General features: G+C 69.3%; 12 protein-coding genes and 1 pseudogene. 4 read left to right on the forward strand and 9 right to left on the reverse strand.

What is annotated here, in order from left to right; translation table 11 throughout:
* Position 1 precedes the first annotated feature (1 nt).
* The 5 genes from ND747_RS22000 to ND747_RS22020 all read right to left on the reverse strand — a co-directional run bounded on the left by ND747_RS22000 (position 2) and on the right by ND747_RS22020 (position 5,937).
* Entirely contained in the window at positions 2-1,042 is a 1,041-nt protein-coding gene (locus ND747_RS22000; protein ID WP_374216295.1) for an alpha-ketoacid dehydrogenase subunit beta, read from the reverse strand.
* Positions 1,039-2,256: a pyruvate dehydrogenase (acetyl-transferring) E1 component subunit alpha gene (gene pdhA, locus ND747_RS22005; RefSeq protein WP_251735964.1), complete on the reverse strand. Its 1,218-nt coding sequence runs from the start codon at positions 2,254-2,256 to the stop codon at positions 1,039-1,041. The genes ND747_RS22000 and pdhA overlap by 4 nt, the downstream gene beginning before the upstream one ends.
* Positions 2,257-3,353: 1,097 nt before the next feature.
* On the reverse strand, positions 3,354-4,190 hold the full coding sequence (locus ND747_RS22010; RefSeq protein WP_251735965.1) for an undecaprenyl-diphosphate phosphatase: 837 nt from the start codon (positions 4,188-4,190) through the stop codon (positions 3,354-3,356).
* 222 nt (positions 4,191-4,412) lie between these two features.
* A complete protein-coding gene (locus ND747_RS22015; RefSeq protein WP_251735967.1) occupies positions 4,413-5,054 on the reverse strand; it encodes a VTT domain-containing protein in 642 nt (213 codons plus the stop codon).
* Positions 5,055-5,061: 7 nt separating this feature from the next.
* Positions 5,062-5,937 carry a hypothetical protein gene (locus ND747_RS22020; protein ID WP_251735969.1) on the reverse strand — a complete coding sequence of 292 codons (876 nt, stop codon included), beginning with the start codon at positions 5,935-5,937 and terminating at the stop codon, positions 5,062-5,064.
* A 79-nt stretch (positions 5,938-6,016) separates the two neighbouring features.
* On the opposite strand from ND747_RS22020, the gene ND747_RS22025 reads away from it, so the two are divergent.
* Positions 6,017-7,531: a M20/M25/M40 family metallo-hydrolase gene (locus ND747_RS22025; RefSeq protein WP_251735971.1), complete on the forward strand. Its 1,515-nt coding sequence runs from the start codon at positions 6,017-6,019 to the stop codon at positions 7,529-7,531.
* 33 nt (positions 7,532-7,564) lie between these two features.
* On the opposite strand, the gene ND747_RS22030 is transcribed toward ND747_RS22025, so the two are convergent.
* The 3 genes from ND747_RS22030 to ND747_RS22040 form a co-directional block, all read right to left on the reverse strand.
* A complete protein-coding gene (locus ND747_RS22030) occupies positions 7,565-8,338 on the reverse strand; it encodes a TylF/MycF/NovP-related O-methyltransferase (protein ID WP_251735973.1) in 774 nt (257 codons plus the stop codon).
* Positions 8,339-8,496: 158 nt separating this feature from the next.
* A complete protein-coding gene (locus ND747_RS22035; RefSeq protein WP_251735974.1) occupies positions 8,497-8,862 on the reverse strand; it encodes a transposase in 366 nt (121 codons plus the stop codon).
* Positions 8,863-8,912: 50 nt separating this feature from the next.
* Entirely contained in the window at positions 8,913-10,313 is a 1,401-nt protein-coding gene (locus tag ND747_RS22040) for a lytic transglycosylase domain-containing protein (RefSeq protein ID WP_251735976.1), read from the reverse strand.
* Positions 10,314-11,083: 770 nt separating this feature from the next.
* Here ND747_RS22040 and ND747_RS22045 point away from each other — a divergent pair.
* The 3 genes from ND747_RS22045 to ND747_RS29880 all read left to right on the forward strand — a co-directional run bounded on the left by ND747_RS22045 (position 11,084) and on the right by ND747_RS29880 (position 20,847).
* A complete protein-coding gene (locus tag ND747_RS22045; protein ID WP_251735978.1) occupies positions 11,084-17,797 on the forward strand; it encodes a DNRLRE domain-containing protein in 6,714 nt (2,237 codons plus the stop codon).
* A 544-nt stretch (positions 17,798-18,341) separates the two neighbouring features.
* The gene (locus ND747_RS22050) at positions 18,342-19,034 is read left to right on the forward strand and encodes an RHS repeat-associated core domain-containing protein (protein WP_251735980.1); all 693 of its coding nucleotides are present in this window, start codon (positions 18,342-18,344) and stop codon (positions 19,032-19,034) included.
* Positions 19,035-19,614: 580 nt separating this feature from the next.
* A complete protein-coding gene (locus ND747_RS29880; protein WP_251735982.1) occupies positions 19,615-20,847 on the forward strand; it encodes an RHS repeat-associated core domain-containing protein in 1,233 nt (410 codons plus the stop codon).
* A gap of 531 nt (positions 20,848-21,378) precedes the next feature.
* Here ND747_RS29880 and ND747_RS22060 read toward each other — a convergent pair.
* Positions 21,379-21,562, reverse strand: a pseudogene (locus ND747_RS22060) (IS110 family transposase); the annotation flags it as partial.
* Between the last annotated feature and the right edge of the window lie 287 nt (positions 21,563-21,849).

Consider the following 21,849-nt stretch of genomic DNA (forward strand, 5'->3'; position numbering starts at 1 on the left):
GCTACTGCTCCCACTGAAGTCGGGCGACGGCATCGAGGATGCGGTCGACGCTGGGCAGGTGGTGCTTTTCGAGCATCGGCGGGGGATACGGGATGTCGTAACCGGTGACGCGCAGCACGGGCGCGGCCAGCTGGTGGAAGCAGCGTTCGGTGACCCGTGCGGCGATCTCCGCGCCGATCCCGCCGAACCCGCTGGCCTCGTGCACGACGACGGCACGTCCGGTGGCCCGCACCGCGGCGCTGACCGTCGCGTCGTCGAAGGGCACCAGGGAGCGCAGGTCGACCACGGCGAGGTCGAGGCCGTCCTGTTCGGCGGCATGCGCCGCCGCCAGGCACACCGGCAGGCTCGGCCCGTAGGTCAGCAGCGTGGCGGACGTCCCGGTCCGGCGCACCACCGCCCGCCCGATCGGCGCGGTGTCCTCGAGCGGGGCGGTCGTCCAGTACAGCCGCTTGGGCTCGAGGAAGACGACCGGGTCGTCGGAGGCGATCGCCGCGCGCAGCAGGCCGTAGCCGTCGGCGACGGTCGCCGGGGTGACGACGTGCAGACCCGGGGTGTGCGCGTAGTAGGCCTCGCTGGAGTCGCTGTGATGCTCGACCCCGCCGACCCCACCGCCGTAGGGGACCCGGATGGTGATCGGCAGGCCCATCCGTCCGCCGGTGCGGTTGCGCATCTTGGCCACATGCGAGAAGAGCTGCTCGAACGCCGGGTAGGCGAACGCGTCGAACTGCATCTCGACCACCGGGCGCAGCCCGTACATCGCCATGCCGATGGCGGTGCCGAGGATGCCGGCCTCGGCCAGCGGGGTGTCCAGGCAGCGGGCGGAGCCGAACTCCGCGGCCAGCCCGTCGGTGACCCGGAAGACGCCGCCGAGCGGCCCCACGTCCTCACCGAGGACGTGCACCGTCGGATCGGCCCGCAGGCTGTCGCGCAGTGCCGCGTTGAGTGCCTTCACCATCGTCACGGACGTCGCGGCCGCCGGCCGATCGCCGTGCCCGGACGGCTGCCCGGCGGGCAGCGAGGTCACCGTCGTCGCGCCGCTCATCGCAGGTCACTCCCGTTGTTCCGGTCCAGGCCGTCGTGGTCGTGGTCAGGGTCGGCGTCGGCGTCGGGATCTTCGTCCAGGGCCAGGCGGGCGGCGAGGTCAGCGGCCTGCTCGCGCAACTGGCTCGTCGGCGACGCGTAGACGTGCGCGAACAGCGACTGCGGGTCGGGTTCGGGGGCCGCGTCGAACTGGGCGCGGATCTCCGCGGCCAGCTCCTCGGCCTGCGCCGCCAGCCGCTCGGCGCCCGTGTCGTCGAGCAGGCCGGCGGTCCGCAGGTGCGTCTCCAGACGGGTCAGCGGGTCACGGGTCCGCCAGAGCTCGACCTCCGCGGCGTTGCGGTAACGGGTGGCGTCGTCGGCGTTGGTGTGTGCCTCCAGCCGGTAGGTGACCGCCTCGACCAGCACCGGGCCGTGACCGGCGCGGGCGTGCGCGACCGCCGCGGAGAGCACCTGGTGCATCGCCAGCGCGTCGTTGCCGTCGACGAGCCGGCCGGGCATCCCGTAGCCGACCGCCTTGTGCGCGAGCGTCGGCGCCGCCGACTGCTTCGCCAGCGGCACCGAGATCGCGTAACCGTTGTTCTGCACGAGGAACACCACCGGTGCCTTCAGCACGGCCGCGAAGTTCAGTGCCTCGTGGAAGTCGCCCTCGCTGGTTCCGCCGTCGCCGACCAGCGCGAGCGCCACCAGGTTCTCGGCGGACGCCGGGTCGGACGCCTCCCGCAGCCGGGCGGCGTGGGCGAGACCGACGGCGTGCGCGGCCTGGGTGGCCAGCGGTGTGGCCAGCGGTGCGATCCGATGCTCGTACGGGTCGTAGCCACAGTGGGAATGCCCGCGCATGAGGGTCAGTGCGTCGATCGGGCGCACTCCACGCGCCACGACGGCGAGGGTGTCGCGGTAGCTGGGAAACAGCCAGTCCTGCTCGGCCAGCACCATCGCCGCCGTCACCTGGCAGGCCTCCTGCCCGGTGGACGCCGGGTACACCGCGAGCCGACCCTGACGGGTCAGTGTGGTCGCCTGCCGGTTGAACCGGCGGCCGAGCAGCAGCCGGCGGTACAGGTCCCGGGCCAGGTCCGGGTCGCCGACCGCCGCGGCCCGGGTGCCCAGCACGCGTACCGGCTCGGTTTCGGGCAGCAGCGACACCGGGTCACGGCGTGGGCCGCAGGGGCCCACCGACCCGACCAGATCGGGCGGCACACTGTCGTGGACGATGGTCATGACCCACCTTCGGACTGGGCGGCAAAGAGCTAGAGAATCGGCAGGACGGACACCGCACCCACGCACCCGGGTGCCGATCCGGTCGCGCGCCCTCGGCCACGCCCGCCGCGAGGACCTGTGCCGTCCGCGCGCCTGGCCCGACGCAACCTCGAGCTCGACACGGCGCTCACCGCGGATCGGTCACCGCGGCGGTGGACGCATCCGGACCGCCGCCGCCGTAGGGGCAGGCTGCCCGGGTGACGGATGCCGTCGGGCGGTGTCGCCGGTCCGTCCGGCGAAGTACCCCCCTGTTGTCCAGGCGGTCAGTCCGCGCGACGTGGGTCGCGTGGCTCGTGTGGTGCGGTCAACGGGACCGGGACCGGACGGGCCGGTCCCCGGGGCCGGACGGCGGCATGGGGTTGCCGACGGTGGTCGCTGTCCGTCTCCATTCACCCTTTCGCTGCCGGCCGGGTCGGGTCCGTCGCCGGTGGGGTCCGGATGTCGGTGGCCGCGCCGAGGGAAATCGGCGCCGAGCGGCCGGTACCCGATCCGACCGGCCGTCACGACCGATTTTCCACGGCCGTCCGGCGATTGTGCCGTGGTAATAATCACGCCCGGTTGACACTACGACCAGGGTGCCATCAGTCCCACCTTCGACGGGCCGTAAAAACCGGCCTGGTGGCCCGTTCGGGGAAGCGGCGTCGTGGACTCCGTCATTGCCGCTACGGGCCTTCTTAACCGGCGCCCCGGCCAAGAACGAACACCCGGCCGCCGGCGCTTCGCGGCGCCCGGCCGTAGGCCGCGAGGCGCTCGGTCCCTGGGTCGCCGGAATCGTGCTGCCGATCGTCCACAGTTTTTGTGGAGGCCCGCGAGGGGAGGTCGGTCGAGAAGGGGAGGGCGGAGCATGCGATCGTCCGCAGGCGTATCGCATCGCGACATTCCGACAGTACCGACCCGGATACCGCGGACGCCGTCCGTCGCGCATCTTCGGCGCGACTGTCCCGGCTTTGTGGACTGCCGTGTGGAGGGTTGTTCAAGGATTCGGGCCCCGAATTCCTGAACAACCCTCCACATCTCTTGATCATGATGTTTGGTTGGGGTGGGGTGGGTGGGGTGGGTCAGGCGCTGAGGGCGCCGGTGGCGAGGAGGCCGACCAGCACGGCGGCGATGACGAGGCGGTAGGCGACGAAGGCGTCGAAGGTGTGGGCCGCGACGTACTTGAGCAGCCAGGCGATGGAGGCGTAGGCGACGACGAACGAGACGACGGTGCCCACGGCCAGCGGTGTCGCCGACACGCCACCGCCGACGGCGTCCTTGAGCTCGTAGATGCCGGCGCCGGTCAGGGTGGGAATGGAGAGGAAGAAGGAAAGCCGGGTGGCGGCGACCCGGTCCAGGTCGCGGATGAGGCTGGTGGAGATGGTGGCACCGGAGCGGGAGAAACCGGGGAAGAGCAGGGCGAGGATCTGTGCCGAGCCGACGATCATCGTGTCGGGCAGGTTGATGTCGTCCTCGCCGCGCTTGTGCCGGCCGTACCGGTCGGCGAACCACATGAGCCCGCTGCCGGCGACCAGCGATCCGGCGACCACCCACAGCGAGGCGAGCGGGCCGTCGATGAGCGGTTTGGCGGCGACCCCGACCAGAATGACGGGAATCGTGGCGTAGATGACCCACCAGGTGAAGGCGTAGTCACGGTCGTTGCGGGCGGCGGGGTTACGCAGGCCGCGGAACCAGGCGGCGAGCAGGCGGCGGATGTCCTTGAAGAAGTAGACGAGGACGGCGGCGATCGCGCCGACCTGGATCACGGCGGTGAATCCGACCACCGCCTTGTCGTCCACCTTGATTCCGAGCAGACCTTCGGTGATCTTCAGGTGGCCGGTCGAGGAGACCGGGAGGAATTCGGTCAGGCCTTCGACGATGCCCAGGAGCACGGCCTGGCCGACACTGATGGCGCTCACGTGATCGATACCTTCGGGATCCAGGCGCGGAGCGGGATCCGCGCGGTCGGTCCGGGCGGGCGTGGTCGCCACGCCGGCGACCCGACCCGTCGATCCCGGGGATGGTCTGCTGCGATCCGCACAGTAGAACACCGTGCGTACGCGTCCGAGCCGCGGGTCGCCCCGAGGCCGGCTGGCCGGTGGGTCGAGGCTCGCCGCCCACCGGATCCCACCCGTCCGTTGTCAGCCGCGAGTGGCCGCGCGCTGCCCGGACCGGTACTCGCGGACGACGGGAATCGCCGACCCGGCGATGATGACCAGGGTGATCGGGATGAGGTAGCGGTCGATGGGCACCACCCGGCCGAGCGCGTAGCCGAGCAGCGTCAGGCCGTCCGCCCACAGCAGGCCGCCGACGACGTTGCTGACCGTGAACGCCTTCACCGGCACCTGCACGACACCGGCCAGCGGATTCATGAACGTCCGCACCACCGGGACGAACCGGGCCAGTATCACCGCCCGGCCGAACCCGTAGCGGTGCAGCACCTCGTGGGCTCGTTCCACGTGGGCGCGACGGAACAACCGCGAGTCCGGACGGTCGAACAGCCGCGGCCCGAACCGCCGTCCGAGCAGGTAGCCGGTCTGCGCGCCGGCGATGGCGGCGACGGAAACCCCGGGCAGCACCGTCGCCAGCTGCAGGTGAGGCCCGGAGGCCGCCGCGTCCGCGGCACACAGTGCCCCGGCAAGGAACAACAGCGAGTCACCGGGCAGGAAGAAGCCGACGAACAGCGCCGTCTCGGCAAAGATGATCGCGATCAGCCCGAGCAGACCGACCGAGGACGCGATCGACGACGCGTCCAGCACATTGAGCGCAAGGGCGTGGGTCACGATCCGGTCACCGCCGCCAGCTGGTGGAGTCGTCCGCGCCCCACACCGGCTGGACGGGCCAGGCCACCGTCTCCGGCGCCGCCGGCGACGGCAGTGCGGGCGGTGCGGGCGGTGCGGGCGGCGGCGGAATCTGGACGTCGCTGCGGGTGCGGGCGACATAGGCGACCAGCGCGACGATGAGCACGGTCGCCAGCGCGCTCACCGTGCCGTCCCCGAGGCCGAGACCGTGGCGGTGGGTCGGCTTGCCGAGCCAGTCGGCGAACGACGCGCCGAGCGGACGGGTCACCACATAGGCCGCCCAGAACGCGGCGACCTCGCCCAGGCCGAACCAGCGGCGCGCGACCACGGGAACCAGGATGATCCCGGTGAACATCAGGCCGGACGCCAGATAGCCCAGGTGCAGGGTGTCGGCGGTCAGATCGCCGAGCGCGGTGCCGAGCGCGAACGTGGCGAGCACCGTCGTCCAGTAGTAGTGCTCGCGCCGGCGGGTGACGATCGAGTGGATCGACAGCGTGCCCTCGGTGCGGTGCCAGCGCCGCAGCACGGCGGCGAGCACCAGCGCGTAGAACACCGTGGATCCGATGTGCCCGATCGGCGGGCCGTCGGCGGCCATCGTCCCGAACACGGCGAGCATCACCACCGCGAACCAGTAGACCGGTGCCTGGTAGCGCCGGGTCCGCAGTTGCAGCCACATCGCGGCGGCGAACCCGAACAGGCCGATCGCGGCCGCGAGCACGAGGTTCACCGAGGCGAGGAAGTCTGCGGTGGCCTCGCCCATCCCGGTGGAAAGAATCTTGATGGTCCAGAACAGGCCGGTGATCTCGGGAACCTTCGCGGCGACGGGCTCCCTGCCGGGCAACAGACGGTGGACGGACGACCGCATTCACAGACCTTTCCGAGGTGGGTGCGCGGGCCTACCGAGACCATCACGTCGGCGGTGTGAGGACGGTGTGAGGCGGACCGTGAGCGATGGGACGGGCCTCGGTGACGGCCAGCCGGGTGCCGGTCCGTACGATCGGCGGATGGCCGACAGCCGCGCACCTCTCGACGACCGCGCCGTGCCCCCCGCCCGTGCCGTGCCCCCCGCCCGTGGTGACGAGCTGCTGCGCGGGCTGGGTGCCTACGTGTCCGCGAGCCGGCCGGAGTTCGAGCGGCGCCTGGCCGAGCTCGTCGGCATCCCCGGGGTCAGCGCGGATCCGGCGCGGGCCGCCGACATCGCGCGCACGGCCGAGCATGCGGTGACCCTGCTGCGCGACGCCGGCCTGTCCGCGCGGATCGTGGCGACCGCCGGAAACCCGGTCGTCGTCGGCGAGCACCAGGCCGGGGCCGACCGGCCGACCGTCACGATCTACAACCATCTGGACGTCCAGCCCGCCGACCGCCAGGAATGGCACACCGAGCCGTTCCGGTTGACCATCGCCGGCGACCGCTACAACGGCCGGGGCAGCACCGACGACAAGGGCCCGGCGCTGACCGCGCTGCAGGCCGCCCAGTTCGCCGTCGGACGCGAATGGCCGGTCAACATCCGGTTCGTCTGGGAGCTGGAGGAGGAGATCGGCAGCCCGAACTTCGAGGCGTTCGTCCGCGCCGAGCTGCCGCGCCTGGCCACCGACGTCGTACTGGTGTCGGACTCGATCTGGATCGCCGCGGACCGCCCGGCGATCGACTACGGCCTGCGCGGCCTGGTCACCTTCGAGGTCACCGTCACCACCGGCCGCAACGACACCCATTCCGGCCTCACCGGCGGCCCCGCCCGCAACCCGCTCACCGAACTGGCCGGCATCATCGCCGAATGCGTGGACCCGGTGACCGGCCGGGTGCTCGTCCCCGGTTTCGCCGACGCGGTGGCCCCCGTCACCGACGCCGAACTCGACGGTTTCGTCGCCTCCGGTTTCGACGTGGAGACGTTCATGGCCGCCCACGGCCTGACGTCGCTACGGACCACCGACGTCCGCGAGGTCGTGCGCCGCATCATGGCCGAGCCGACCTTCGAGGTGCACGGCCTGACCGGCGGTTACACCGGCCCCGGGGTGAAGACCGTCGTCCCGCCGCGGGCCACCGCGAAACTCAGTGCCCGGATCGTCCCGCACCAGAATCCGCAGGTGGTGTTCGGGCTGATCCGCGACTTCATCACCGCCCGCCATCCCGACGCCCACGTCGAGCTCGAGGCCGCGATGCCGCCGTATCTCGGCCCGCACACCGGCCCCTACGCCGACGCCGCCGCGGACGCCGTCGAATACGCTTTCGGCCGCCGCCCCGCGTTCGTCCGCGAAGGCGGGTCCATCGGCGCCGTCCTCACCATGGACGAGTACCTGAAGGCCCCCGTGATCCTGCTGGGCCTGAGCCTGCCCAGCCACGGCTACCACGCCCCGAACGAGCACTACGACTGGACCCAGGCCGCCGGCGGCATCCGCATGTTCGCCCACTACCTCGCCCACCTGGCCACCCGGACAGGACAGGTCGGCCAGGCCGGGTGATCCCGCGGCGCCCGGCTCCACCGCCCGGGCCGACTACCGGGCTGGGACGACGCCGATGGCGCCGCCCTCCGGGCCGAGGCGGTTGAGCAGCAGCGGAAGTTCATGCGCCCGCACATAGTCGTCGACGGCCTGCTGGGCGCCCTTCCACCAGCCATAGTCATCGACGATGAGCACGCCGCTGGGGGTGGTGCGCGGGTAGAGGTGCTCCATCTCGTGCCGGGTCGACTCGTACCAGTCGGTGTCCAGGCGCAGCAGCGCGATCTGCTCGGGGGCGTGTTCGGGCACGGTGTCCTCCACCTTTCCCTGGACGAAGTGCACCTGGTCGGCGGGATAACCGATCCGGGCGACGTTCGCCCGCACCTCGTCGAGGGACACGACGCACCAGGCGGAGTCGGCCTGGTTGCGGTCGGAACGTGACAGCAGGCCGGCGGCGGTCTGCCCGTCGGGCGCGACGTCGAGGTCGGTCGGCGCCGACATTCCCTCGAAGGTGTCGAACAGGTAGAGGTGGCGCGAGGTGTCCCCGAGCTCCAGCAGCGTGCGCGCCGCCGCCATCGTCGACCCGCCGGCCCACACCCCGCACTCGACGATGTCCCCGGGTATTCCGCTGCGCACGAGGTAGCGGACGCCCTGGATGAGCCCGAAGACCTTCGCCTGGTCAGTGAGGGTGTACGGCGCCGACTCGCGGATCGTCGCCAGCGCCTGCGCGTCCATCCCGGCCGGAACCTCCCAGCCCGGCCTGCGCACCACCTCGAACCCGGTGCGCTTCACCGCCCGGCGCACATAGTCCTTGACAAGCTTCCTGCTCACGGGCTGCCTGGTGGTCATGGTTGCCTTCCCGGGCTGATGCCGACGGCCCCGTGGCTCGGTGGCCTGGTGTCCCAGCGGTCCACTGATGTCGTGGTGTGGCGACTGTGTGGTCTGGTGACTTTGTGTCGGCGTGTCGTCGTGCATGGGTGAGCATGTTCTCACAGCGAACGCACAGCGTGGTCGCGGATCGCGGGCATCCGGGTGCCACGGTCGCCGTGGACGGGCCGGTTACCGGCGGCTGGTGTGGCGGTGGCGCGCAACAGGTCGAGGGCGTGTCGCAGCTCGGTGTTCTCGCGGGCCAGGCGGCGGATCTCGGCCTGGTGCCGGCGAAGGTCGGCCCGGGCCCGGTCGGCGGTGGACTCGGCGCCGCGCACCCAGGTTCGCAGGGTCTCCGCGCTGATGGCGAAGGCGGCGGCGACGGTCTGGATCGCCGCCCACTCGGAGGCGTGCCGCGGGCGGCTCTGTCTGACCTGCGCCACGGCCTGCGCGCGGAAGGCGGGGGTGTAGCGGGTGGGGCGTCCCATGTGAGGTCTCGTCTCCGTTCAATGCCACGCCCACGATGGGCGGCTCGGTGTCAGGGGGTGGAAGTCGGCGCGCGGGGAGATCCCGAGCCGCTCTGGGGAGTGAGTGCGATGACGAGCAGTGCATCGCTGGGCGAGACCGCGGGGCTGGTCTCCTCCGACGGACCTGCCCGGGACGTGGTGGCCTGCGGATTGCTGGTCGGAGCTGTGAAAGGGGCGACCGTGCGCCGCCCGGGAGCGGAGGGGACAGGTGACGGTGTGGGTCTCGGCGGCGGCTCCGCGGCCGGATCGGGGGTCGGATCGGGAGACGGATCAGGAGTCGGCGACCCGCCGGACGAACCCGCGGTCGCCGGACCCGCCACGGATGTGGCCACGGCCGGGGTGGTCGTCGGCGCCGGTGCGGGTGGCGGCGCGAGGGCGGTGGGGGAGCTGCCCGGGTGCGTTGCCGGCGGGGTGACGGTCGGGCCGGGCAGGGCGCCGATGGTGGTGTAGGCGGCGCTCCAGGCGAGGACGGCACGCACATAGCTGTCCGACGGGTTGTAGGTGAGAATCGCGGCCCGCAGCGACGCCGGTTCGGCGAGATCGTGACGGTGCCCGCACAGGTAGCCGGCGGCGGCGAGGGCGGCGTCGTCGACGTTGTTCGGGTCGGCGCGTCCGTCGCCGGAACCGTCGCGGCCGGCCCAGGCCCAGGTGGTCGGAATGAACTGCATCGGCCCGACGGCCCGGTCGAAGCGGCGGTCACCGTCGAGCCGGCCGGAGTCGGTGTCGCGGATCAGGGCTCGGCCGTTCTGGCCGTCCAGGGCCGGGCCGAGGATGGGGGTCGTGATGGTGTCGTCGGCCCTGATCACGCGGCCGACACCGTGGCCGGACTCCACCCGGCCGATGCCGGCGAGCAGCTGCCAGTGAAGGTGGCAGCCCGGCCACTGCGCCGCCGCTCGCCGTTCGGCCGCACGGTAGGCGTCCAGCACCCGGGCCGGAATCCGGCGCTCGGCGGCCGTGAGGGTGACGGTGCTGGTCGATGAGTCCGGCCCCGCGACGGCCGGGGCGGTGGTGTTACCGGGTTCCGGTGTGCCGGCCACCGGCTGCCCGGCCTGGCCGGGGGTGGCGGCAGGAGGTGCGTCGGCGGTCGGCGGATGTGCCGCGATCAGCGGGGGCACATCGTCGTCGTAGTCGCGGGCCGGTGGGTGCGCGATCGATGCCGGGGCCGCGGTGGCCATGCTGGTCGTCTCCGGCCCAACAGCACCGGGACCCAGGCCGACGGCGCCGAGCAGGCCGATCACCGCGAGGGTGGCGAGCAGACCGGTGGCGGGTCCGCGCCGGACATCGCGGCGTCGTGTGTGCCGTCGGGCGTGCTGCCGGGCGTGCTGCCGGCGGGCGTGTCGACCCGAGTCGCGCGCGGGACGCCGGGAGCGGTGGCGTGCGGTGTGGTCGGCGGCATGCCGATGCCGGCTCATACCGAGGGCCTCCCTTGCGATGACGGGCCGGTGCGCCCCGTCCGGTCGACGCACGCGACACCTGTCGAACCGGCCGGACGTGAAATCCACCTCCTCCTTTCCGGGGCTGCGTCCCGGAAAGGGGTGATGCCGGGAACCACGAGGGAACCCGGCGGGTCGGCCTGCCGCATCCCTGTCCCTGGAATGCGGTTTCCGTGGGCGCCGACCCCGGTCTTCCGATCGTGTGGGCGACAACGACCGGAAGTGCGACACCGAGATCTTCCGTGACTCTGATCCGGAGCAGGACTCTGACATATGGGCGCTGCGATTGCCACCCCTTTCGGGCAGAAAGTTCCTTGCTGCCCGTAACGATCAATCTCTGGGGTGATCGGCATTGCCCAAGAATTGGGGCCATATGTTACGGCGAAGTAACACCCCATTGGGTGACCCAGGTAACACTCTTAACTGACGGTGGTTATTGATGATCCTCCTGGCTGGATGCGCTCACCGGCAGTTCAAGGGCTTCCGGGAAAGCCGCTGTTCGCCGCCTTCCTTCATCACCGGAGGTAGCTGCCGCTGCGGCTGCTTTCGCGTGAAGGTAACCGTGGGTAGCGCTACAGAAAAGCAACGCCGGTCCTGATTTCTGTACCGCGATCCACGCCCCTGTCATTTTCGGTGGTCCGCGCGGTCTGCCGTTCCCCTCGGCGACCGCGCGGACATCCGTGTGCGGATCTCTTTGTTTCCGGTGGATCGGAGCTGGCCTGATGTGGACGTCGCCCGGGCGCCCTCGCATGTTGTTCACCCGTGTTCTCGGGGTGCTGCTGGTCGCGGTTCTGGCCATGACAGTCGCCGAGTTCGTGCCGGCCGCGCGGCACGTGGCCCAGGCGGCGGCCACCGCGCAGCCGCCCCCGACGGACGCCGGGCCGCCCGAGCGGCCGGACCTCGTCTCGGCGCAGCTCGCCGCGCGTGCGGACAAGCGGCGGATCGAGGTCACCGACGCCCGCACCGAGTCGACGTCGACGTTCGTGAACCCCGACGGCACGATCACCGTCGACTCCTACTCCGGCATCCGCCGGGTCCACCGCGGTGACGGCTGGGCCGACGTCGACTCGACCCTCGTGCTCGCCGACGGAAAGGTCACTCCGAAGGTCGCCAAGGCGGGCATCGTGCTCTCCGCCGGCGGCAGGGCCGGCGGAGACGTCGCGACCCTGGTCGACGGCCCCCGCGAACTCGCCTTCGCCTGGCCGGACGCGCTGCCCGCCCCGACCCTCGCCGGCAGCACCGCCACCTACGCCGACGTGGCCCCCGGCACCGACCTGCTCGTCAAGGTCACCCCGACCGGCTACGACGTGCGGATCGTCGCCCACACCCCCGCGGCGGCCCAGGCCGCGCTGCGCCTGCCGATGCGCCTCAAGGGCGTCACCGCCGCGCGCACCAAGGACGGCGAGCTGCGGCTGTCCGCCGGCGGCAAGGTGACGGCCCGCTCACCCGCCCCGTTGATGTGGGACGCCCACGTCGACCCGAAGGCCAAGCTGCCCGACCACACCCACGGAGTCGACGCCACCCTCGACGGCACCGCCGCCGCACCGACCCTCACCCTGAAGCCCGACAGGGCCTGGCTCACCGACGCCGCCCGCCAGTACCCGGTCACCATCGACCCGGCGGCCACCCTCGCCGACAACCTCGATACCGACGTCAACAACGCCAACCCGACGACGAACTACGACACCGGCGACACCCTGCGAGTCGGCAACTACCTCGGCGCGGCGGTGAACCGCTCGTTCCTGCGCTTCGACGACTCAGGTATCAAGAACCGGCACGTCACGTCCGCCGTGCTGAACCTGTGGCAGGGCGGCTCGGCAACGTGCACCGCCGAGCCGACGGTCGTGCAGGGCGCGGGCGGCATGGGCGCGGGCACGACCTGGAACACCCAGCCCAGCGCGGACGGCACCAACTGGGGCAACGCCACGTTCAACAACGGCGGCTCCTGCACCGGCTCCGGTGGCACGAACATCGACATCACCGGCCTCGTCGACGCCTGGGCGCACAACGGCTTCGCCTCCCCGGAGGCGCTGACCATCCGCGCCCCCAACGAGTCTGACGCCAACCAGTTCAAGTACTTCTACTCCGGCGACACGATGCTCGCCCCGCACATCTCCACCACCTACAACTCCTACCCGGGCACGGTCGCCGGCCGCTTCACCAGCCCGTGCTCGGCGCAGTGCGGCGGCAGCCCGGCGATGGTGCTGACGAACACCACCACCCCGACCCTGTCCGGCTCCTCGTTCGATCCCGACGGCGGGCAGGTCCGCGTCGACGTCGAGGTGTGGAACTCCACCGGTACCACGAAGATCACCGGCGGGTCGGTGTCGAACACCCCCTCGAACTCGCCGGCCTACTGGACGGTGCCCGCGGGCCTGCTGACGAACGGCACCGCCTACGAGTGGCGCGCCCGGGCCTTCGACGGGGTCGACTACTCGCAGAACTGGTCGTCGTGGATCCCGTTCACCGTCGACACCACCGCACCCGCCGCACCCACCGCGGTGAGCTCGGCGGCCTGGCCGTCCGGCGGCTGGGCCGCGGCGACCTCCGGCACGTTCACCTGGACCTCACCCGGCGGTGACACCCAGTCGTTCCTCTACGGTCTCGACCAGCCCTCCCCGGCCAGCGAAACCACCGCGACGACCACGCCGACGCTGACGGTCGGCGGCGGCCTGCACACCTTCTACCTGCGCACCAAGGACAAGGCCGGCAACCTGTCGTCGGTCGTCAGCTACGGTTTCGGGGTCGGTTCCGGGGCGCTCGCGCAACCCGCGGACGGTGCCCGCGCCCAGCGGTTCGCCACCCTCGAGGGCCAGGCCCCCACCACCCAGACGAAGGTCACCTTCCAGTACCGGCTCGGCACGAACACCGCCACCGGCTGGACCGACATCCCCACCGGCGACGTCGTCATCGCGGGCGGCACGACCCACCCGACGTGGCCGATGGTCCGCAACGGCTCCGGCCTGTTCGACAAGCTGACCTGGGACGTCGCCGCGACGATGACCGCCGTCGGCGCCTCCGACGGGCCGCTGCAGGTCCAGGCCTGCTTCCGGGACGCCTCGAACACGGTGAGCTGCGCACCGGCGCACACCATCCAGTTCACCCGGCACGCGTTCGCCGACGCCGAAGCCACGCAGGCCGTCGGACCGGGATCGGTGGCGTTGCTCACCGGTGACTACTCGGTGTCCGCCACCGACGCGTCGCTGCCGGCCTACACCGGTGACCTCACCGTCGGGCGCACCTTCACCACCCTCGGGGTGAACGCCCCGGCCGGCGGCGGTCTCACCGTCGACCCGTCGACCCCGGCGGCGGCCGGCTGGGCCGGCAACGGCTGCACCGCCGCCGGCAACGCCGTCACCGCGTCGTTCACCGCCCCCGCGAACTCCCTGCTGCTCGCCCTCGCCGACACCGCCTCCACCGGGGCTGGCGCCAGCACCACCCCGTCGATCTCCGACTCCGGCGGCCTGGCCTGGACGAAGATCGGCTCCTCGGGGGCGAACGGCACCAAGGACGAGGCGATCGCCTGGTGGGCGAAGACCTCCGCCGCCGCCGCCCGCACCGTCACCCTCACGTCGGCGACGAACACCTGCTCGAAGTTCCTGCAGGTCGTGGTCGTCAAGAACGCGAACCTGACCACGCCGATCGGCGCGACGAACATCGGCCCGGCCGGCAACACCACCGCGGGCGTGCTCAACCAGTCACTGACCTCGACCACCGCAGGTTCGATGGCGTTCGCCGCGGTCGCCGACTGGAACGCCGCCGGCGCCCCGACCCCCGCTGCCGGTGTCACCCTGCAGGGCACCTACTCGCAGTTCGACCTGACCGGTGCCGCGCTCTACAAGACCGCGGCGGCCACCGCCCCCGGCCAGGCGCTGAGCATCGCCACCACCGCCCCGGCGGGTGCGGACAACGCCTGGGCGATGTTCGAGGTGCTGCCCGCCGGCGCCTCGGCCGGCGTCTTCGGCCCCGGCTGGACGGCGAGCATGCCCGGCCCCGACGCCGGCGCCGCCGACGAGACCCTGACCGACAACACCGACTCCGGCGGCTACGCCACCCTCACCGACGAGACCGGTGTCCAGGACGTCTACACCCGCACCGGCACCGGCACCTACCCGTACTCCTACACCGGTGTCGGCGATGACGCCGTCGACGGCAGCACCCTGACCAAGGACACCGCCACCCAGTTCACCCACCTCGACGTCGACGGCACGAAGACCGTCTACGTCGCCCAGACCGTTGGCGGCGCCACCGTCTGGCACGTCGGCCAGGTCATCGAACCCGGCTCGAACACCACCTCCTCCTACACCACCGACTCCGCCGGCCGGGTGACCCGCATCCTCGCCCCCGTCCCCGCCGGGGTCACCTGCACGACGCTGGTCGCCGGCTGTCGGGCGCTGAACCTCACCTACGCCACGTCGACCACCGCGACCGGTAACGGCACCAACCCGGCGACCTGGGGCGACTACACCGGCCGCCTCAGCGGGCTCGCCTTCGCCCTCAACGGCAACACCCCGGTGAACGTCGCCGCCTACGCCTATGACTCGGACGGGCGGCTGCGCTCGGCGAAGGATCCCCGCACCGGCCTGACCACCACCTACAGCTACGACTCGGCCGGCCGCCTGGCCACTCTCACCCCGCCGGGCCAGGCGACCTGGACGCTGGCCTACGACGGGTCGGGCCGGCTCGCGACGGTGTCCCGCCCGACGCCCGCCGGGCCGACCGCGACGCAGACAGTGGCCTACGACGTGCCGGTGTCGGGCACGGGCGCGCCGATCGACCTGTCGGCCGGGGCGGTCGCCGGGTGGGCGCAGCAGGACCTGCCGCTGTACGGCGCCGGGGTGTTCCCGGCGGATCATGTGCCGGCGGCGTCGCCGTCGGCGTCGGACTGGCCGTACGCGGACCTGACCTACCTGAACACCGACGGCCGGCAGGTGAACAGCGCCTCCTACGGCAACGGCGCCTGGCAGATCACCACCACCGAGCACGATGCCAAGGGCAACACCATCCGCACCCTGTCGGCGGAGAACCGCAACCAGGCGTTGGCCCCGACCGCGGACACCGATCCGCTGGTGACGTCGCTGACGACGTCGGCGGCCCGCTCCCAGCTGCTGGACACCCGGACCGCCTACACCGCGGACGGGGTGTCGGTGGCGGACACCTACGGTCCGACGCACCGGATCGTGGACAACGGCGGTGCCCGCTACTCGGCCCGCGAGCACGTCCACACCGACTACGACCAGGGCGCCCCGTCCTCGCCGACCCCGTACCGGCTGCCCACCACGGTGACGACGACGGTCCGGTTGCCGGACGGCACCGACACCGACGTACGCAAGACGGTCAACGGCTACGAGGCGAAGACCGGCGCCGACCCGACCACCTCCGGCTGGAACCTGCACAAGCCGACGACGGTGACGACGTGGATGGGTGGCGGTTCCACCCCCGACATCGTGCGGACCACCTACTACAACGCGGCCGGCAACGTGGTGGAGTCGCGCCAGCCGAAGGCGAACGCCGGGGGCACGGACGCGTTCACGACGCTCACCTCGTACTTCACCGCGACCGGTTCGGGTGGGTGTGTGAACGCCTCGTGGACGGGTCTGGCCTGTTCGTCGGGCCCGGCGGCGCAGCCGTCGAGCGGCAACCCGCTGCCGGTGTCGACGTACACGTACAACGACCTGAACGAGTCGTTGACCGAGGTGGAGACGGTCAACACGACGACCCGGACGACGACGTCCACCTACGACAGCGCGGGCCGAAAGACGTCGGAGGCGGTGGTGGCGAGCCCCGCGGCGAACGGCGGGAGCACGATCCCGACGGCCACCTATGGTTTTGACTCGTCCAGTGGTCTGCCGACGACGACCACGGCGAACAGCATCACGATGACCACGGGTTATGACTCGTGGGGTCGGGTGACCTCGCAGACCGACGCGGACGGCAACTCCAGCTCGACCAGCTACGACATCGACGGCCGGATCTCCACCGCTGGTGACGGGAAGGGCACCTACACCTACACCTACGACGGTACGACCGGTGAGCATCGTGGGCTGCTGACGAGTCTGGACGTGGGCGCCGGTTCGGCTCCGTCGACGTTCACCGCCGGTTACGACGCCGACGGGAAGGTGACGTCGCGGACGTATCCGAACGGTCTGGTTGCGGCGACTCGGTATGACGACAACGGTGAGCCGACGGCGTTGACCTACGCGAAGTCGGGTACTCCCTGGTTGGCGTTTGCGCAGGCCAACTCGGTGTACGGCCAGGTCCGGATCGACGCGACGCCGGCGTCGTCGAAGTCGCTGGGCTATGACCCCTCGGGCCGCTTGACGTCGGTCGCCGACACGGTGAGTTATGGCGGTCCGGCTTCCTGCTCCACCCGGGTGTATGCCTACGATGCCGAGTCGAACCGCAGCAGCCTGTCGAGCTATCCGGATGCGGGGGGTAGTGACGGGGGGAACTGTTCGACGTCGACGACGCCGACGGTATACTCGTTCTCTTATGATCAGGCTGATCGGCTTACGAACAGCGGCTATGCGTATGATCTGTTTGGTCGGACCACGACGGATCCGTATCCGCCGGCTGGTTCGTCGGCGAGTCTCGGCTACTACGTGAACGATCTGGTGGCCAGCGAGACGGTGGGTTCGTCGACCCGGTCCTACGCGTTGGATCCGGCCCGCCGGGTCCGGTCGTGGACCGATGGGTCGGCGACCAGTGTCAACCATTACAGTTCGGCTGGTGGGGACAGTCCGGCGTGGATCGGGGTCGGCGCCGCCTGGTCCCGGAACATCACCGGTATCGGTGGGGATCTCGCCGCGGTCCAGACCGACAGCGGCACGGTCACCCTGCAGTTGGCGAACCTGCACGGGGATGTGGTCGCCACTGTGGATGACAGCACCTCGGTGACGTCGCCGGCGAGCTATGCGGAGTCCACCGAGTTCGGCAGTCCCTACTTCCCGTCGTCGGCCTACCCGCGCTACGGCTGGCTCGGCGCGAAACAGCGTTCCCGCGACACCCTGTCCGGCCTGACCCTCATGGGCGTCCGCCTCTACGACCCGAGCCTCGGCCGTTTCCTGCAGACCGACCCCGAACCCGGCGGCTCCGACAACCCCTACGACTACGCCCATCAAGACCCCTACAACACCTTCGACCTCAACGGTAACCGGTTCCACTTCAGAAGATTTTTGAAGAAGCACGGAAGAATGATTGCCTATGTAGCCGTGGTGGCGGCAGGTGGTTTTGGTGCAACGGCCTGTGTCGCGTCGGTGGCGTGCTTCATTGCAGCGGGAGCCGTAACGTGGGCTGGTGCATATGTGGTGTCAACGCCGCAGCCGACGGCACGCGGGTTGTACCAAAATGCCGGATATGGCGCTGCGGCCGGAATTGGAGGCGCTGCCGGTGTCAGGGCCATACAGGGCAGAAAAATTCTGCCGCGGCCTCGTCGGCGTCCTGTGGGAAGACATCGGCGGTAGCGCAGCCGCCGCGATGCGGTTGGGTTGCATTTTCAGGAAAAGATGTGAGCACGACATGAAATGTCAACAGAAAATCCGGGTCCTGGGTCGCGCCACGGTTATCGGCCTCATCCTCGGAGTTCTATTCGGATTCGGAGCGATTCTGATATCTCGGACGCTACATGGTAGCTATAACTGGAGTCTTCTCTGGAGATTTGGCCTGGCGACCTTCTCCATTGCATGCGGAGGAGTTCTGGGTGCGGAGCTGCGTGGCGCCGATCAGAGGAATAAATCTGACTGAGAACGTCAAAGAGGCGTGGATCGGGATCGTTGCCGCCCGATCCCGGTACATCACCGGGATCGGTGGGGATCTCGCCGCGACCCAGACCGACAGCGGCACCCTACCAGTGTCAACCATTACAGCTCGGCTGGTGGGGACAGTCCGGCGTGGATCGGGGTCGGCGCCGCCTGGACTCGGAACATCACCGGCATCGGCGGGGATCTCGCCGCCGTCCAGACCGACAGCGGCACCGTCACCCTGCAACTGGCGAACCTCCACGGCGACGTGGTCGCGACCGTCGACGACAACACCTCGGTGACCTCGCCGGCGAGCTATGCGGAGTCCACCGAGTTCGGCAGTCCCTACTTCCCGTCGTCGGCCTACCCGCGCTACGGCTGGCTCGGCGCGAAACAGCGTTCCCGCGACACCCTGTCTGGCCTGACCCTCATGGGCGTCCGCCTCTACGACCCGTCACTCGGCCGTTTCCTCCAGACCGACCCCGTCCCAGGCGGTTCCGACAACCCCTACGACTACGCCCACCAGGACCCCTACAACACCTTCGATCTCGATGGAAACAGCTGGTGGAAGAAGGTTCGGAAGGCCGGGCGATGGGTCAGCAACAACAAGTGGATCACGCGATGCACTAACTGGATGCCTGGCTCTCTTGGAACCGCCTGCGCTGGCGTGCAGTCGGCTGGATATGCAGTAAATGGCCAGTGGAGAGCCGCGGCCGGCACGGCAGCGGGGGCGGCAGTTTCATGGGGCGGAGGAAAAATAATTGGCCGCTCCATCAGGAGAGGTGTAAATCAGTACGATAGAGCCGTAAAGGAGAACGTCCATTCCTGGAGGCGGCGCGGGATATCTCCGGTCCAGCGGCGAGTGTACGACTATTCGGCGTATCTTCACGGTGCCGTCGCTGGAAAAATTACATCGTACTATGCTGGCGGTGGATATAAAACCAGGAGCCCTTGGTGGTGATATTGATGCAGGTTCTTGGGGTATTCTGTGCGGCCATCGGTATGTTGCCCTTAAATTTCTCGCGCCTACGTCTCCGGCGTAGATTTTCTATCTTCTTCGCAGGTGGCGCACTGACTGCAGTATTCTGCTTGCTCGCAGAAAGACCGCTGTCGGTACTTGTTCCTGCTATTTGGGCGGCTTTCTGTGTGCTTGGATGGGCTTCCTGGAGCTGGCAGGGTAGGATCGCGGCTGATATTGGATCCCGAGAAGCATTCGATATGCCACCGCTCGTGAATATCCACAGTCGGCGCTGGGTGCCATACAATCCATTTTTTGCTATCCGCTATATCCGAAGAATGTATCGAGATGACTTCTCGGTGAAGCGTTTACAGAAAGAATCGTTCGACTTCGATCGACTTTTTGATCGATTTTCGAGGAGGGCTCGGAACCGACAATAGAAGACTTGATACAGAATGCATCGGGTTGAATCGCCCTGGGCTCTGTGGGGCTCAGGGCGATTACCTCTCCGCTCACTGCTTTCCCAACATCGAAGTCGCTGGGCTATGACCCCTCGGGCCGGTTGACGTCGGTCGCCGACACGGTGAGTTATGGCGGTCCGGCTTCCTGCTCTACCCGGGTGTATGCCTACGATGCCGAATCGAACCGCAGCAGCCTGTCGAGCTATCCGGATGCGGGGGGTAGTGACGCGGGGAACTGTTCGACGTCGACGACACCGACGGTATATTCCTTCTCCTATGATCAAGCTGACCGGCTCACCAACACGGGTTATGCCTATGACCTGTTCGGCCGTACGACCACCGACCCGTACCCGCCCGCGGGCAGCTCGGCGACGCTGGGCTACTTCGTGAACGACCTGGTCGCCTCGGAGACGGTCGGTTCGGCCACCCGCAGCTACGCGTTGGACCCGGCGCGGCGGATCCGTTCCTGGACCGACGGCTCCACCACCAGCGTCAACCACTACACGTCCGCGTCCGGGGACAGCCCGGCGTGGATCGGGGTCGGTACGGCCTGGTCGCGGAACATCACCGGGATCGGCGGTGACCTCGCCGCCGTCCAGACCGACACCGGCACGGTCACCTTGCAGCTCGCCAACCTTCACGGGGACGTGGTCGCCACCGTCGACGACTCGACGTCCGCCAGCTCACCGGCGAGCTACGCGGAGTCGACCGAGTTCGGCAACCCCTACTTCCCCTCCACCGCCTACCCCCGCTACGGCTGGCTGGGTGCGAAGGAACGCTCCCGCGACACCGTCTCCGGCCTCACGCTGATGGGCGTCCGCCTTTACGACCCGTCCCTCGGCCGATTCCTGCAGACCGATCCCGAACCCGGCGGCTCCGACAACCCCTACGACTACGCCCACCAAGACCCCTACAACACCTACGACCTCGACGGCAAATGTATCCAGGTCTGGCACAAGCACTGTCGCGGCAAGAAGAGTATCTGGGTGCGGACCGCAAGGGCTTCGCGTTGGGTGTATCGCCACACCGAGGTCGGTGTGAGCGCCTGCTTTGGCCGGTGCGTTGGAATCGGGACACAGGGTGGAACTGTCTATCGGCAGACCGGCTGGGGCGGTTTCTTTGTAGGTGGGTATGTAGGAGTCACTCGCCGTACTTACAATAATCGAGGCTGTAATTCACTTGGTGGTAGCTATAGCTTTGGCGAAGTAGGAGTCTATGCCGAGACTGGTCTTTACGGGAATGGAAAGAAACTGCCTCCGCCAAGTGCGGATCTGGCGGGCGGCTACAGCCCCGGCCTGGGTTGGGGTGGATCGGTGATGACTAACCGGGATATTCTCGGGAGGCGGTACTGTTGAGTGAAACTCGAACTTTCCGCGGGTCCGTCGTGCGCTGGCGCTATCAAAGCAACCTTATTCCGTGGGGAGGGCGGCTCCTTGTCGCCACGGAAGTGTGCAGGCTGCGCTCCTGTTTGGGTCGACAGGACGAGATCCACCGTTCCGAAACCGCATTGGTTTCTTATGAAAAGATCAGGAATCTAGCTGCCTGGCGCTCGATTTTCACATTCTTTAGTTCGGATGGTGAGAAGCTCGGCCTGTCGTTTATCCCATCAAGGCCGGAGCGGGTTCGTCGTGCACTGGTCGAAGATGGATGGCCGGTTCGTATCCAGTACCTAGGCCTCCGAGGGTCGCGCTGGGAGAGTGCGGGGCCCGAAGGCAATTGACAGAGGGCGGAATCGTCCACCTCGATGGGCATCTGTGAACCGCCCCGGACTCTTCAGGTCCGGGGCGGTTCCCTTGGGCCTCGGCAAGTTTTGCTGGGCAGCGGTCTATGGATCGTGCCGAGTGATATCGGTGAGCGTCGGGTGTGGGGTGATGCTCCTATGGATGTCAAGCGGCGACAGGAAGATCCTCGGGAGTGCTCGGGGTCGTGAGGATCGTGTAGATCTCCCGTGCCACGTAGCGCTTGAGACAGCGGATGATCTCCTTCTTGGACTTGCCCTCGGCTGTGCGACGCCTCGACGTAGGCGCGGGTCGCCGGGTCCCAGCGCAGGCGGTAGAGCGCGGCGTTGGCTCCACCACCAGCGTCAACCACTACACGTCCGCGTCCGGGGACAGCCCGGCGTGGATCGGGGTCGGTACGGCCTGGTCGCGGAACATCACCGGGATCGGCGGTGACCTCGCCGCCGTCCAGACCGACACCGGCACGGTCACCTTGCAGCTCGCCAACCTTCACGGGGACGTGGTCGCCACCGTCGACGACTCGACGTCCGCCAGCTCACCGCGGAATCCGTCAAGCTGTTTGAGGCAGTGTTGTTCGAAAACTAGCTACTTGTCGGTTCCGGGTCTGGCTGCTCCTCG

This window comes from Frankia sp. R82, assembly GCF_023716925.1.
Classification (GTDB): Bacteria; Actinomycetota; Actinomycetes; order Frankiales; family Frankiaceae; genus Frankia.

Bases quoted from the DNA above. Each gene is read 5' to 3' on its own strand.
- ND747_RS22000 (WP_374216295.1), bottom strand. From the start codon at position 1,042: ATGAGCGGCGCGACGACGGTGACCTCGCTGCCCGCCGGGCAGCCGTCC.
- pdhA (WP_251735964.1), bottom strand. From the start codon at position 2,256: ATGACCATCGTCCACGACAGTGTGCCGCCCGATCTGGTCGGGTCGGTG.
- ND747_RS22020 (WP_251735969.1), bottom strand. From the start codon at position 5,937: ATGCGGTCGTCCGTCCACCGTCTGTTGCCCGGCAGGGAGCCCGTCGCC.
- ND747_RS22035 (WP_251735974.1), bottom strand. From the start codon at position 8,862: ATGGGACGCCCCACCCGCTACACCCCCGCCTTCCGCGCGCAGGCCGTG.
- ND747_RS22040 (WP_251735976.1), bottom strand. From the start codon at position 10,313: ATGAGCCGGCATCGGCATGCCGCCGACCACACCGCACGCCACCGCTCC.
- ND747_RS22045 (WP_251735978.1), top strand. From the start codon at position 11,084: ATGTTGTTCACCCGTGTTCTCGGGGTGCTGCTGGTCGCGGTTCTGGCC.